The 13,897-nt window shown below is 38.6% G+C and carries 10 protein-coding genes and 3 tRNA genes; 6 read left to right on the top strand and 7 right to left on the bottom strand.

Features of this window, described 5'->3' with window-relative positions:
• Positions 1–74 precede the first annotated feature (74 nt).
• From BEN71_RS12520 to BEN71_RS12495, 6 genes are all read right to left on the bottom strand, one after another.
• On the bottom strand, positions 75–2,084 hold the full coding sequence (locus tag BEN71_RS12520; RefSeq protein WP_086322781.1) for a lipase family alpha/beta hydrolase: 2,010 nt from the start codon (positions 2,082–2,084) through the stop codon (positions 75–77).
• A 120-nt stretch (positions 2,085–2,204) separates the two neighbouring features.
• Positions 2,205–3,131, bottom strand: coding sequence for an ABUW_2363 family tetratricopeptide repeat lipoprotein (locus tag BEN71_RS12515; protein ID WP_068974347.1), 927 nt, complete (start codon positions 3,129–3,131; stop codon positions 2,205–2,207).
• A gap of 245 nt (positions 3,132–3,376) precedes the next feature.
• On the bottom strand, positions 3,377–4,210 hold the full coding sequence (cysE, locus tag BEN71_RS12510) for a serine O-acetyltransferase (RefSeq protein WP_068974346.1): 834 nt from the start codon (positions 4,208–4,210) through the stop codon (positions 3,377–3,379).
• On the bottom strand, positions 4,210–5,043 hold the full coding sequence (locus BEN71_RS12505) for an RNA methyltransferase (RefSeq protein ID WP_068974345.1): 834 nt from the start codon (positions 5,041–5,043) through the stop codon (positions 4,210–4,212). Before BEN71_RS12505 ends, cysE begins: the two co-directional genes overlap by 1 nt.
• Before the next feature lie 43 nt (positions 5,044–5,086).
• On the bottom strand, positions 5,087–8,659 hold the full coding sequence (dnaE, locus tag BEN71_RS12500) for a DNA polymerase III subunit alpha (RefSeq protein ID WP_068974344.1): 3,573 nt from the start codon (positions 8,657–8,659) through the stop codon (positions 5,087–5,089).
• Positions 8,660–9,127: 468 nt separating this feature from the next.
• Positions 9,128–10,015, bottom strand: a complete 888-nt coding sequence (locus BEN71_RS12495; protein WP_068974343.1) for an ATP-binding protein — start codon at positions 10,013–10,015, stop codon at positions 9,128–9,130.
• 209 nt (positions 10,016–10,224) lie between these two features.
• Here BEN71_RS12495 and BEN71_RS12490 point away from each other — a divergent pair, with 209 nt between their 5' ends.
• From BEN71_RS12490 to BEN71_RS12465, 6 genes are all read left to right on the top strand, one after another.
• Positions 10,225–11,736, top strand: a complete 1,512-nt coding sequence (locus BEN71_RS12490) for a DUF3336 domain-containing protein (protein WP_068974342.1) — start codon at positions 10,225–10,227, stop codon at positions 11,734–11,736.
• Entirely contained in the window at positions 11,733–12,530 is a 798-nt protein-coding gene (locus BEN71_RS12485; protein ID WP_068974341.1) for a protein kinase domain-containing protein, read from the top strand. Before BEN71_RS12490 ends, BEN71_RS12485 begins: the two co-directional genes overlap by 4 nt.
• 108 nt (positions 12,531–12,638) lie before the next feature.
• Positions 12,639–12,723 (top strand) — tRNA-Leu (locus BEN71_RS12480).
• Positions 12,724–12,764: 41 nt separating this feature from the next.
• Positions 12,765–12,838, top strand: a tRNA-Trp gene (locus BEN71_RS12475).
• A gap of 38 nt (positions 12,839–12,876) precedes the next feature.
• A tRNA-Leu gene (locus BEN71_RS12470) sits at positions 12,877–12,961 on the top strand.
• A gap of 174 nt (positions 12,962–13,135) precedes the next feature.
• Positions 13,136–13,558, top strand: a complete 423-nt coding sequence (locus BEN71_RS12465; RefSeq protein ID WP_068974340.1) for a hypothetical protein — start codon at positions 13,136–13,138, stop codon at positions 13,556–13,558.
• A gap of 119 nt (positions 13,559–13,677) precedes the next feature.
• Here BEN71_RS12465 and BEN71_RS12460 read toward each other — a convergent pair whose 3' ends face one another.
• Positions 13,678–13,881: a hypothetical protein gene (locus BEN71_RS12460; RefSeq protein WP_068974339.1), complete on the bottom strand. Its 204-nt coding sequence runs from the start codon at positions 13,879–13,881 to the stop codon at positions 13,678–13,680.
• Between the last annotated feature and the right edge of the window lie 16 nt (positions 13,882–13,897).

Genomic DNA, 13,897 nt, shown 5'->3' with positions numbered 1-13,897 from the left:
CACATCATTTGATAGTTTAGGGTTTATAAAAATGCCAGCTGTGATTAAGCTGGCATTTTTGACTCAACTAGAATTTAAGGCTTGTATAAACCGTGTTCCGTTAAATGTAATCTTAAAATACGGCGAAGTTCGAGTACGGCTTCAGGAGTTTCTTGAATGGAATGTCCACCTTTCAGTACTTTTTCAGAAACGGCACCATCTAAATGTGAACTGGTATATGGCACGATGCCATCCGTCATGACATTTGGATCAGAGCTATCTGTAACATTCCCCATAATTGAATGATAAATCATGCCTTTTTTAGGCATTACATCTTTGGTTAATAGGGTGAATTTAGAATTATGGCTCAGATCACTTGGTCCATTTTGAATCAAACCATGCCCAACATCTTTTAAGAAGTTTTTCGCATTCAAATCACGGTCATCTATCGAATCTGCTAAAGCTCCTAAGAACGCACCTGGAAGTTTAATAATCCGACGAGCAGCTAGGGTAAACCAACGATCCGCAAAAGCTGTGCCACGATGTGGTGCTGAAATAAAAATAGCACGGTCAAAGTTTGGTACAGGTTTCATCTGTAAACGTGCTTGGAAAATATGATCATTTTTAAACTTATCGTATTTCCGATTATTTAACATCTTTAAAGCAGGTTGAGTTAAATCAGAATCGCTAACCAATAGCCGTGCAATAATTCCCCCCATACTATGTCCAATCAAAACAGAGTCTTTTGCAGAAGAGGAATTTGGATCAATAGTTTTAAAAGTTTGATTGATAATGGCATTAATTTGGAAACGGCTTTCTAAAATCGGCATATTGGTTGAATAGAATACTTGCCAAACTTGATAGTTTTCGCGCAGTACATTATCGCCCATAATATCATTGGTTAAACGAATCCACGCTTCAGGGCTACTCGCCAAACCATGAACCAATACAATCACTTTTTTATTTGGGTTATAAGGTTCAAGCATGTATAAATGTGGCATGGTTAAACGCTGATCGCGGTCGATTAAGCTGAGATAAGCTGCGATCCCTAGATTATTTTCAGCCAACCACAAACCGTAGGGGGCAGAGAAATTAGCTGCAAGAGGATATTCTTTACCACCGACTTTGACTTTTTCAATGCTATACGGGTCATAAACTTTCAACTGAAAATTTGGGTCATGCAAGATGCTTTGTATACTTTCAGAGGATTGAGGTTGAGCAGCAATGCTGACAGATAAATAGCGTGGTTGGTGGATATTTGGATTCACACCACCTTTATAAGCATAATGTTCAGGATCAACAATATATTTATTTTCTTCTGATTTTTTAGTTTCGGGTAGGATGGCGACAAACTCAGCACCGAAACCATCTCGACGGTTGATGGAGCGTAAGCCTGAAAAGTTGAGATTATAACTTGAGAGTAAATTTTCAATATCTAACTGAGCTAATTGCGGATAACCATCAAAGTTGATGCTATAGCGACTTTCACCAATTTGAATCTGTTTCGAAACTTTTTGATTTTTATGGCGTAATGAATAGGTAGTAATCATTTTTGCCAAAGACTGATTGTAAAAATCTCGAATTTGGACTTGTCTATTATTGAAAATACGATCTTGTGGTTGACGCTCAGTATTAAATAAATAGGCATAACTATAACGGATACTTTTGTCTAGCATCGCCATTTGTTGATCTAAACATTGATCGTAATTTTGCTGATTAATTTTTTGTTTTTCTTCAGACTGATGCTTTGCAAATAGACTAATTTTACAGTTGGATGAGTCACCTAATGAAATCGCTTTGGTTAAATAGATTTCACTAATTGTAGAGAGGAGCTGTTCGTCCTGAATTTGCGGAATTTTTTCTAAATCAGCAACACATTTTTCAGGTTCTTCAGCACAAGACTTGGCTTCACGTCCTGTCATTGAGAGGACATTTAAACTGGCTTCACTCATTTTAGAACGCGTTAAAATACTGTCACGTTCATTGGCAATTGTGACATTTACTTTTTGATTTTTTACGCTAACTACTTGGCATCCAGAAAAAAACAGGGGACTGAAGGCTAAAGCATAGAGCAAAATATTTTTTTTAGAGTTTTGCATAATCATTAACTGGTTCAAGCTATTTCTGAATAATACGACAATTTTGTTTAAATTCAATTTGAAATCAAAAAAAATAGACTGAATGATCAGTCTATTTTTTAAATTCTAAATTGCCATTTTAACTTATTACTTCGCGAGAGCTGGATTCTTCAGTGTTTGCCATACATTATAGCGTCCTTGTTTTTCAACTTCAGGAATCAAGCGATCGACAACAGAAGCTTCTTCTGGGTATTTTACTTTATAATTTTTTAGCATTTGCACTGCATTTTTCTTCTGTTCCATACCTAAATAATTATTCACAGAAGATAAATAAGCTTCTTGGACACCCGCTTTCATTGCTTTATCTAAATATGGTAGTGCTTCTTTTTGACCACCACCTTCAGATAAAGAAAAGCCAAACCATAAGTTAGCTTCTGGATCTTCTTTATTGATTTTGAGAATACGTTGTGCGTAATCAAGAGATTTGGTGGTATATGATGAACCCAAATCCAAGTTACGACCTAGAATACTCGCTTTAAATGCACGAATAAGAACATCAAATGATGCATTTGGTGCAGCTGCTAATTGGTCAAGCTGTGTAGATACTTCTTTTAATTTTGATACAAAACCACTTTTTTCTTTGCGATCAGAAAATTGGGGTGGGTAATGGCGCGCTTTACCTTCCACCATTTGTAAGAAGTCATCAATTGCAGTGATGTCGATTTCATTTTCACCTGCAAGCACAGCATACTTCATGGTGCGCTGAGTATTATTTACAGTTGGAATGATCAGTTTGTTAGTATCTAAAATAAGCTTTTTAGTTGGGTTAGCAGGGTCAGTTACTTCAAGTTTGTTTACAGGGGCTGCTGCTGCTTTTTTTAATTCTAATTCAAATACTGGTGGCTTAGTATAATCAAATGGATTCAGTGCGTAGAATGGTGGTGAAATTTCTGGCTCAGTGTAAATAAAAGGTTCATTTGCAGCAATTTTATTTTCATGCTTCGTTGGAGTTGTTGAACACGCTGTCAGTACAGAAGTTGCAAGTAATGCGTATGCCAAAGGCTTAATCGTCATGAGGATCTTCCATTAAATTTATATTAAAAAATTTACATGTGCATCAGTCTATGAAAACGGACTGGAACATGCAACTTTAAAAGCATTATGTTATTAAAAATAATACATAAAGATTGAAAATTGATAACTCAGATTTGAAAAAATACTCAGATTTTTATTGTTTTTTATTTTGATCAGAAAAATAATTATATGTTGAAAAGTATGAAGTTATTTAGCAATAACTTCATACCATAAAAACTGTGCTTTTAGGTCTTAGATTGTTGCTTTTGCGCTTCACATTCACGACGAACATCATCAATGATTTTGATTTCTTCATCACTTAATGGTTGTTCTAAGTTTTGTTGTACATGAAAACTAGGATCAAGCTGTGATAAACGATGACATAAATCATTCATGCGCTTTTCATTTTGTTCTAGGCGATTAAGTAGGACACGCATGCCTTCGAGCATTGGATCAGTTTGTTCTTGCGTTGCAGCATAAGCCTGAAATTCAGGATTTGGATTTAAACTGTCAATCGCTTTTTCTGGACACGGTGCTTCTTGTACAGCACTTGGCTTGCTATCTTTATCTTTAATGATAAAGCGGGCAGGGTTACCAACAGCTGTTGCACCTTCTGGGACAGCTTTGGTCACGACCGCATTTGAACCGACTTTGGCATTTTTACCCACGATAAAAGGACCAAGAATCTTTGCACCCGCGCCAACGACAACACCATCAGCCAATGTTGGATGTCGCTTTCCCGTATTCCACGTTGTGCCACCTAAAGTGACACCATGGTATAAGGTCACATCATCGCCAATTTCGGCGGTTTCACCAATCACAACGCCCATGCCATGGTCGATAAAAAAACGTTTACCGATTTTCGCACCAGGATGGATTTCAATACCCGTAGTAAAACGACTGAAAGAAGACAGGATTCGTGCTGAAGTTTTACAATCCTTTACCCATAGTTCGTGTGCGACTCTATGCATCATCAGTGCATGAATGCCAGGATAGGTGGTCAGTACTTCAAAGGTATTGCGCGCAGCAGGATCACGCGCAAATACAGCTTGGATGTCTTCTTTAAGCTGTTTTAGCATTAGTTTTGATCCTCAGTTTTTGACTTTTTCCATGTACCATTATTCAAGGCTTGTACTCGGCTAAACACGCCTCTTAATAAATGATATTCCATCTTATCTAATTGTATACGTCCAAAAAGTCGACGCAAGCGCAAAGGTAATAATCTTGGATTTTTTGGATCCATAAATTCGATTTCAGCCAACATTTTTTCAAAATGTGGGTAGAATTGCTCCATTTGCTCATGGGTCACCAAAGGCTCGTCCCAATGCATATCATCAGCATCAGTCACATGCATCATAGCTTCGGTATCGACTTGTTTATCTGCTAATTCTAGTGTTGCCATACGCATTTCATAGCAAATGACTTGAATTGCCTGTGCAACATTCAAAACGCCATAATCGCTATTGACAGGAATGGTGACATGATAATTTGCCAATGCCAGTTCTTCATTGGTCAGTCCACGGTCTTCACGTCCAAAGACAATCGCAGTTTCCTGTTGTTCTTGAATCACGGCTTGCATCGTTTTTTGTGCAGCAGGGCGTGCTTCAAGCAATGGCCAAGGAATAGTACGACTACGCGCACTCGTACCAAAAACAAGGTGACAATCTTTAATCGCATCTTCTAAAGTTTCGACAATTTCGATCTGTTCAATCAAATCAGAAGCACCTGCAGAAAGTGCATCAATATCAGGGTGCGGATAAGTTTTAGGTGAAACTAAGACCAGTTTAGATAGTCCCATTGTTTTCATCGCACGCAAAGCACTACCAATATTGGCTGGCAGAGTAGTATTGACCATGACGATACGTACATGACTTAAATGCTGTGAAATCACAGCATTGTCGAAGATATCCATGAATATTCCAACATATAAAAATTAAAAAATTAGGGAGAACAATTTAGGAAAATTGACCTGCATCAGCCATATATTCATCCATGGCATCATCCATACTCATGTTCTCAGGTGGCGGAGCAACTTGAGTTGTTTGAGCGAGTTCACGATGATCTACGGCTTTGGCTGCTTTAGATTTGACATGGTATTCAAGATGAATAGATTCTTTGCCAAAATAATCACGTAATTTTGACAGTAAATCATCCAAAGGCGCGACTTTCCATTGTTGTCCTAAATGCAAATCAGCAGTTGCGTAGTCATAGTCCATCAATATTTGCATTGGAATATGCTGACACATATCGACATTACAGAAAGGTAATAGAATCTTTTGCAGATCAGAAACTAAAGTTTTACTAATAACTTCAGGTTGAAGTTTAAGTTCGATGTGATTGACACGTTTTTGACGGATTTCATTTAAGGTGAATGCTTTGGTTAAGCGTCCCATTGGGCGATCAAAACCTTCACGTTCATAAATTTCACCTTCGATGACCACCACTTTTTCATTTTGAATAATATCTTTGAAGCGTTGGAAACGTTCGTGATTCGCCGAGACTTCGATACGCGCAGTACCATCATCTAAGGTGATCATCATACGGTTCGGGAAGTTGGCTACATCGACCACTAAACCTGCAAAAACAGTCGTTACACCACGGCGTGTAGGCGTGAGTTCATTGATTTTATGCGGAATAAATGCTTTTAATTCTGCACGATAAACATCAATCGGATGACCTGTTAAATATAAACCTAAGGTATCTTTTTCACCTTTGAGCCGAACTTCATCTGACCATGGTTTTACAGGTTTGGCTGGTTTACGTTGAACTTCTTCAACTTCACCAAATAAATCCATGATGCCAGTTTCACGGTTTGAACGTGCTTGTTCTGCCGCTTGAACAGCTTCTGGTAATTGTGCCATCAAACTTGAACGTTCAATACCTAAACAGTCTAAAGCACCGGCACGAATCAAAGCCTCTAAAGTTCGTTTATTGATTTTCTTCAAATCTATGCGATGGCAGAAATCAAAGAGGTCTTTAAATTCTCCATCTTGTTCACGTGAATCAATCACCGACTGCATTGCAGCTTCACCGACACCTTTGATCGCGCCTAAACCATAGATAATAGTTTCTGCATCACTGGCATGGAATTGATAGAACGACATATTCACAGAAGGCGGTAAAACTTTTAAATTGTTGATTCGACAGTCATCGATCAAGAAGACAATATTGTCCGTATTCTGCATTTCCGAAGACATGACCGCAGCCATAAATTCAGAAGGGTAGTGCGCTTTCAGCCAAGCGGTTTGATAGGCAACGAGGGCATACGCGGCAGCATGTGATTTGTTAAAACCATAGCCTGCGAATTTTTCCATATAGTCAAAGATATGGTTGGCTGTGCCTTCATCAATATCTTTTTTCGCAGCACCTTCAATAAAGGTGGCACGTTGTTTGACCATTTCCTCGACTTTCTTTTTACCCATGGCACGACGCAGTAAATCTGCACCACCGAGGGTATAGCCTGCACAGAACTGTGCCGCTTGCATCACCTGCTCTTGGTACACCATGATGCCGTATGTCGGTTCAAGTACACTTTCAAGTAATGGGTGCAGGTATTCAAACTCACCACCGTGCATACGATGGATAAAGTCAGGAATTAGATCCATTGGACCTGGACGGTATAAAGATACGAAGGCGATAATTTCTTCAAATTTACTTGGGCGTGCTTCTTTGAGCATTTTTTTCATGCCCACGGATTCAAACTGGAATACCGCAGTAGTATTTGCATCAGCAAATACAGCATAAGATTCAGGGTCATCTAATGGAATATGCGCAATATCAAGCGGTGTTTCAGATTTGACACGCTTATTAATATTTTGAACAGCATCTTCAATCACAGTTAAGTTACGTAGACCCAAGAAGTCGAATTTAACTAAGCCAGCAGCTTCAACATCATCTTTATCAAATTGAGCAACACGACCTGTACCATCGGCTTCACATAATACAGCGGAATAATCAGTAATCTTCGTAGGGGCAATAACCACACCGCCCGCATGTTTACCTGTGTTACGAGTAATCCCTTCTAGTTTAAGCGCCATTTCCCAAATTTCGGCTGCATCATCGTTATCTGGGTTGGATGGATTGGTGACGATGTCTTTGAGTTGTGGTTCAGCTTCCAATGATTCTTCCAAACTTAAACCTAAAGGTTTGGTTGGAATCATTTTTGAAATACGGTCTGCCAAACCATAGGATTTACCCAATACGCGGGCAACATCTCGAATTGCACCTTTAGCTGCCATCGTACCAAATGTTGCAATCTGTGAAACGGCATCACGTCCATAGTGACGTGCTACATAGTCGATGACTTTATCACGACCTGCGATACAGAAATCGACGTCAAAGTCGGGCATGGAAACACGTTCTGGGTTTAAGAAACGTTCGAACAGGAGGTCATAACGTAGCGGGTCTAAGTCGGTAATTTTTAAACTGTATGCAACGAGTGAGCCTGCACCAGAACCACGACCAGGTCCAACTGGGACACCATTGTTTTTTGACCATCCAATAAAGTCCATTACGATCAGGAAGTAGCCAGGGAAATCCATTTTATTGATGATGCCAAGCTCATAGGCAAGACGTTCATCATAAGGTTTACGAATTTCAGCCCAGTCTTCATCACGTTTTTCTACAGGGTATAGTACATCCAGGCGTTCTTCTAAACCGACCTCGGACAAGTGCTCGAAGTAGGAGTGAATGGTGTGACCTTCAGGAATTGGATAGTCTGGTAAGTCATGGAAACCTAAACGTAAAGACACTGTACAGCGTTTAGCAATTTCAAGTGTATTTTCAATCGCACTTGGTATATCCGCAAATAATTCAGTCATTTCAGCGGAGGTTTTGAAGTATTGTTCAGGGCTATAATTTTTAGGGCGTTTATCGTCACCTAGTACATAACCATCTGCGATACAAACACGCGCTTCGTGTGCTTCAAAATCTTCCGCGGTGATGAAGTGAACATCATTGTGTGCAACCACACCGATGCCATATTTAGAAGCCAATTTAACCGCTTCGATGTTAAAACTTTCTTCTTGTGGGCGTCCTGTACGTGTTAATGCTAAATAGACCCGATTACCAAATTTTTCGATCCATTCTTCAAGTAGTGGTTCTGCTTTTTCAGGGTAGGCTGAAAGTAGCATTTCACCGACATCACTATGTAAGCCAAGCAGGACGATAATGTCTTGTGATTGTTCTAGTACCCAATCTTTTTGGATGCAGGGAATTGAGAGTTGTTGTCCCTCAATAAAACCACGTGAGACGATTTCAGTCAGTCCACGCCAGCCTTTATTGGTCATTGCGAGTAAAGTCGCTTTGTGATTAGCATCGTTTAAGCGAATGACACTACCAAAAATGGGTTTGATGCCTTTGCCCATTGCTTTGTTATAGAATTTGACTGCGGCATGTAGGTTGGATAGGTCTGTGATCGCTAATGCAGGCATTTCGTCTGATGCAGCAGCTTTTATCAGATCAGGTATACGTACGATCGATTCTGTAATCGAAAATTCGGTATGAATACCAAGATGAACAAACTGCATAGACCAATCCTATTTAAAACTGTGAAGTATTTTATCATGCTTAATCTATGATGTGCGGAAATATAATATTCCTATTGAATCGAGATTTTTGTTTTAAGTGATTGAAATTTATTCATAACTTTTTATATATGAAATATGGGAGGGTTATTTGAATGTTAAACCATCATTCAAATTATTGACTGATATTGTGTACTTGAAAATAAGTACCCATGTTTAAAAAGTTTTTTAATTCTATTTTGCAGAGTCTTGCATCAGAAGTTTTGATTTAGGGGTTAGCCTTCGGCTCGACCTACTTTTCTTTCGGGAAAAGTAGGCAAAACCATTGTCATCCGCAGAACTCGTCCACTTCCGTCAAAATATTAAATACATCGCAGAAACATAGCTAACCAAACGTAGTCCTGCCTCAAACAATTGCGGATGACGTTATCGCGTATCCACTTTATCAAGAAGTAAAATATATTTTTCATATTACGGTGTAACAATTATAAAAGCCTTTAAACGTTCTGAACCAATCCAATGTTTTGAAAATTGATAAGCAGCACGTCCTGAACGTTGTCCACGTGCTTGACACCATCTTAAAGCTTCGGCACGAACTTCGTCTGTAAATGAAATATTTTCTTTCGCCAAATAATGTTCCACAATTTCAAGATAAAGTTGCTGATCCATTGGATAGAACGACAGCCATAGACCAAAACGATCCGATAGAGAAATTTTTTCTTCAATCGCTTCTTGAGGGTGTAGTTCTTTGTATTGCGGCACATCAACTTTGGTCACTGGGGTATTTTCATGCATAAATTCAGGCAATAAATGACGGCGGTTACTGGTCGCATAAATCACAAAGTTGCTTGAACCTGATTGGAGTGAACCATCTAAAACACTTTTTAAACTACGATAATTTTCATCTTCTGCGTTAAACGCTAAATCATCACAATAGACAATAAACTTTTCAGGGCGATCTTTGATGATTTTTTGAATTTCAGGTAATTCTGATAAATCATCACGTTCAATTTCAATTAAACGTAAACCTTGATCTGCATACTTAGTCAATAGTGAACGAACAATGGAAGATTTACCCGTACCACGAGAACCTGTGAGTAAAATATCATTGGCAGGAAGACCATTTAGAAACTGTTCGGTGTTCTGAATGATTTTAGCTGTTTGGCGTTCAATCCCTTTGAGGTCTTCCAATAGAACCGCTTTAGGATTGTAAATCGCTTTGAGCTGTTTTTCATGCCATCTAAACGCGATTGCTTCAAAATCAGTGGGTTGTTTGGGTTCTGGTAAGACTTGCTGTAATTGGCTTAAAACAGTAGATAATTGTGCAATGATATTGTCAGGTAAATCGATAGTTGCCATGTCCGTTCGCTATATTTTGAAAATTACATTTGATGAGAGATTGCTCCAATATTAACACAGTATTTTTATTGATCTAATCTCAATAGGCGATAATTAAAAGGACGAGCAAGAATTAAATGACTGAAGGTGATTGATTCTCACGTGATTTTTAAGCATAGTTGAATGATGTGTGACTCATCCTCGGATTAAAATCAAAGGAATATTAGAAAATGTTATTAGAACTTACCCAAGATTTAAATCCACATCAGGCTTATCGTATAAAAAAACTAAAAAGAAATTTGGCGCATGCTGAATGCTACGAGGAATGGAAGTCCATTGCTTTAAAGCTAGACTCTGAAACAGGTGCGCAAGAGTGGAAACTGGATAATAGCTCACCGTATTTTGATGCTGAGATTATTTCCCATCGTTTAAATTTATTACGTCGGTATCGCCAACAAGGTCGTACTCAAGATTTGATGTATATCCTACGTGAAGGATTTAGTCATGACGTTGCAAATATTGGGCATCCGATGTTGTTTGCACATGCCTATGTCGGTACCAAAAAACTGATTGAAGATTATATTGATGAAGTGAGCAAAAGCCTTGCTTTTATTGCTTCTGAAAGTTGCCAAGAATTGTGTTTAGACAGTAAGAAAAGCTTTTTTGAAAATTGTGAAAAGGCCTATGGTCAGCCTGCACTGATGTTTTCAGGTGGTGCAACATTAGGTTTATTCCACAGTGGTGTGTGTAAGGCGCTGATGGAACAAGATTTAATGCCAAAAGTATTGTCTGGCTCAAGTGCGGGTGCAATCATGACAGCGATGTTAGGTGTCAATGAGCCGAGTGAAATTCCGAATCTTTTAACCGGTGATCAGTTCTATAGCGAAGCGTTTCATTTCCGTAGTGTAAAAGAATTACTCAAAGGAAATGGTGGTTTTGCGGATGTACGTTATCTCAAAAAATTTCTTGTAGAAAATCTAGGTGATGTGACTTTTGCCGAAGCTTTTGAAAAATCAGGTTTAGACATCAATGTAACCGTTGCACCGTATGATATTTCGCAAGAAGATGCGCGAATTATGAATAAATATACCTCACCTGATTTATTGGTGTGGAGTGCGGTCTTGGCATCTTGTGCAGTACCTATCTTATTTCCACCCGTGCGTTTGACCAGTAAGCGCTACGATGGATTACATACACCATATTTAGCCAATACGCGTTGGGTGGATGGCAGTGTGCGCAATGACTTCCCGCAAGAACGCATGTCACGTCTTTATAATTTGAATTACACGATAGCCAGTCAGGTAAACCCACATATTGTGCCGTTTATGCAAGATGATGAGGATCGTTATCGTAAGGATTTATTGAGTTGGCCACAGCGTATTGTTCGTTCACAGGGCAAGATGGCAACCATGGGTGTTATGGACTTCGCGCGTGGGCGTATGGGACGTGTACCTACGATTCGCCGTTTATTGGATCATGGTTATGGTGTTGTAGATCAGCGTTATTATGGTGATGTGAATATTATTGGTAATTATAGCTTGCGTCATTATAGTTATATGTTGCAAAACCCACGTCCGCATTTATTTAAATTATTGCAACGTGAGGGTGAGCGAGCAACTTGGCCGAAGATCTCCAATATTGAAACCCATGCACGTATTGGTAAAACCATTCAGCATTGTTTGGAAGTTTTGAATTTTCCAACTGAAAAGAAAACTTCCACAACACAATTATCAGAAGCATGAGTGAAATAGAGCTTCCTCAAGCGCTTAACTCATTACAAAGTCAAAAGTTTGGTCGCCGTGTTTATCAAATCCAACAGGGCGATCAAAGCTATTGGCTTAAGTTACAATTAAAACAATCGAATCAGGCGTATCAAGATAGTTTTTTACATGAGTTAGACATTTACCAACAATTAAATCGTTTTGAAAAAGTAGATCAAAGTTTTCTATGCAACTTTTCTATTTTCAATCCCTATCAAAAATTCAATTTAAAAGAAGAAATATTTGATCAAGCCTTATGGATTGAAGATGTTTCTGCATTGTTCGCTACGCATCCCAATCAACTTGAGCTAAGTGATATTTTTTCAACTTTAATGTTGAGCCTTGAAGTTTTAGAACAGTTGCATGATTTTGGTTATATACACGGTGATTTAAAGCTACAGCATTTCCGTATTAAGCAACAGCAAGCAGTTTTGATTGATTATGAGCAATGTTTTCATATTAGGGATGTCGAAGTCATGCCGAATACAGCGACACCGCGTTATATGGCACCTGAATTGTTTCATGCAGCACCAAAGTCATTTGCAACAGATCTTTATGCTTTAGGAATAATTTGGTTGGAATGGCTGACTCAGCGCCGTTTAACTGCAAAAAGCTATCAAGATTGGGCAATTTTGCATTGCCAAGAGCTTGAAGTGGACTTACCGAGTCGATTTAAAATATTTGAAGCGGTTTTAAAATCCATGCTAAAGAAAAAAGCAGGGCAACGTTGTACAAATATTTATCAAATAAAACAACAATTAAGCCAGATTGCTTAAACTAAAAGCACTATTCACCACTTTTGTTTTTTATTTAAACAAACGAGTATCTTTTTATAAAAAAGGGCTTGTCATACCTAAGTGATCTCTATAATATACACAGCCATCGGGGACGTGGCGAAATTGGTAGACGCACTGGATTTAGGTTCCAGCGCCGCAAGGTGTGAGAGTTCGAGTCTCTCCGTCCCCACCAAGCAATTCATTTGGTGGTACGAAAGCCCGATGAAATGTTATAGAGGATTGGTGTAATGGTAGCATGACGGTCTCCAAAACCGTTCGTCAAGGTTCGAATCCTTGATCCTCTGCCACTTATTTTAAAGATTCCACTGATGTGGTTTTTTTATTCGGGGACGTGGCGAAATTGGTAGACGCACTGGATTTAGGTTCCAGCGCCGCGAGGTGTGAGAGTTCGAGTCTCTCCGTCCCCACCATATTTGAAAAAGGCATGATGAAAATCATGCCTTTTTTATTGCCTAAAAATTAGAATTAAAAACATCAAAAATTATTATTTGCACTTACCCCTCGTTTGGGGAATATATTCTGTGGAAAAATAAGCATAGCCTATAAATCGAGTGTGAATGATTAAAAATAGAATAGGTAATTTTATGAATAAAATCTTAGTTGTGATCGGCTGTGTAGTCTCATTGAATTGTTTTGCAAATAATGATGCAGCGTTATTGCAACAGCAAATGAATGTTTTGAAAAATATGGGCGTAGATAATGCAGAATTGATGGATACCATGTCACGCATGCAAAAAGACTTTGCAGATGATGAGGAAAATGAGGGGAGTACTAAACAGCAAGCCAAGCCATCCCATTTTAAGACTTTGGGGCAATCAGATAAGGCGTCTTGTTCAACGGGTGAGGTACAGTTAGATACGATTTGCCAAGCTGCAATGTTGCGTTATCAGGCTTATCTTTCAGCGCTTGAAGCAAATGAATCTGAGAAGAATATAGAAACTTTATATTCACAACATCAACAAGCGACAGAACATTATATTCAAGTATATCAAGCGCTGTCGCGTTAGTTAGCTTGGATAGACTTGGTTGAATTGATATAAAATAAAAAGACCTCAGTGAATCACATGAGGTCTTTAACAGAGAGCTTCATTTTAAACATACGTTGATTATGTAAAATGGATCAACATTAGGCCTTTAAATGGTCTTCAAATTCTTCACCGAGTTGCATGGCTAAATTATTGCCTGATAAATCACACGTGACTAAACCATATTCTTTTTTAAAGCTGAAGGTAAATCCTTTATCATCAGCCAAAGTTTTTACAGAGTATCCCAGTTTTTCTAACCAGATACGGAAAGCGATCAAATTTTTTGCTTTAACAACCTTTTTCACAGAAGATCTCCTTAAT

This window comes from Acinetobacter wuhouensis (genome assembly GCF_001696605.3).
GTDB classification, from domain to species: Bacteria; Pseudomonadota; Gammaproteobacteria; order Pseudomonadales; family Moraxellaceae; genus Acinetobacter; species Acinetobacter wuhouensis.
This window is presented reverse-complemented; position numbering and strand designations above follow the sequence as displayed.